Genomic DNA, 1,086 nt, shown 5'->3' with positions numbered 1-1,086 from the left:
CTGATCAAGACCGACGTGGCCGGGCTGTACCTGCTGCCGGCCAACATCGACCTCTCCGCCGCCGAGATCCAGCTGGTCAACGAGGTCGCCCGCGACCCCGGCGGGTGCCAGTCCTGGGCGGCGGCGAGCACGGCGCCGAGCGCCGCGACGGCGGCGGCCACCGGCACCGCCAGCCAGGCCCGCGACGGCGCCGTGCCGACCAGCACCCCGAGGACGATGGACCCGACGAGCGCCGCCCCGGCGCTGGCCTGCATCGCGGCCCGGGACAGGTGCACGTGGTTACGCCCGTAAAGCGAGGTGAACGCGCCGAAGGCGGCGTACACGGACCACTCGGGGTGGCCGGCCGCGAGCACCGCCAGCAGCGGGACGCCGACGCTGATCCCGGCCCGCAGCGCGACCCGGTGGGCGCCCGGCACCGGGCGCAGGTGCAGCAGGCCGCGCAGCGCCGCCCGTACCTGCTCGCTCATCTCCTTCCTTATACCCGCTGGCAGGGACCGACCCCCGGTCAATGGACCAGGCCCCGTCCCTGCTCAGCGGCCGCCGGGCTGCGGCGACCCGGTCGCCCAGGCGTCCCCCATGAGGAAGTCGATCGGTTCGAATTTCACGACCACGATCGGCGGACCGGTGCGGTAGCGGGCGGAGAACTCGGCCTGGGCCCGCTCGAGGTCACCGGTGACCCCGACGGTCACCGCCCGCCCGGTGATGTCCAACGAGAACGACCCGGGGTTGATGTTCCGGCGTTGCCAGTACGCCCGGTCGGCGAGCACCTCGTCCGCGCGGGCACGGATCTCCCGCGCGGAGTACGCCGCATCGTGCACCTCGACGCAGTCGCGGGCGAAGTCGCGCCGCACCCACCGGTCGAACTCGGCGGACGGCTTGCGGTACACCATGATCCGGTCCCGGGGGCTGGCCAGGGCCGCGCCCGCGTACACGGCACCGAACCGCCGGTTGGCCACCGGGTGGAGGCGGTCGTAGACGCCGAAGAGCTTGTTCTGGTTGGCCGGCAGGCCGTGCTCGTCCTCGGCGGCCGCGCCCGGGTCGGCGGTGGCGCACCCGGCGGTGAGCAGGACCCGGCCCGGCGGCGGC

At 74.8% G+C, this 1,086-nt stretch carries 1 protein-coding gene and 1 pseudogene; one reads left to right on the top strand and one right to left on the bottom strand.

The annotated features are described in order from the left end of the window. A pseudogene (locus ACWEVO_RS37005) lies at window positions 1-96 on the top strand (ParA family protein); the annotation flags it as partial. 434 nt (window positions 97-530) lie between these two features. Here the strand turns inward: ACWEVO_RS37005 and ACWEVO_RS37000 are convergent. Further along, the coding region (locus ACWEVO_RS37000; RefSeq protein ID WP_452312021.1) for a hypothetical protein at window positions 531-1,086 on the bottom strand (556 nt) is incomplete at its 5' end.

This window comes from Micromonospora sp. NPDC003776, from assembly GCF_053605645.1.
Note: the sequence above shows the minus strand (reverse complement) of the source record. Positions and strands in the feature narration are given on the sequence as shown.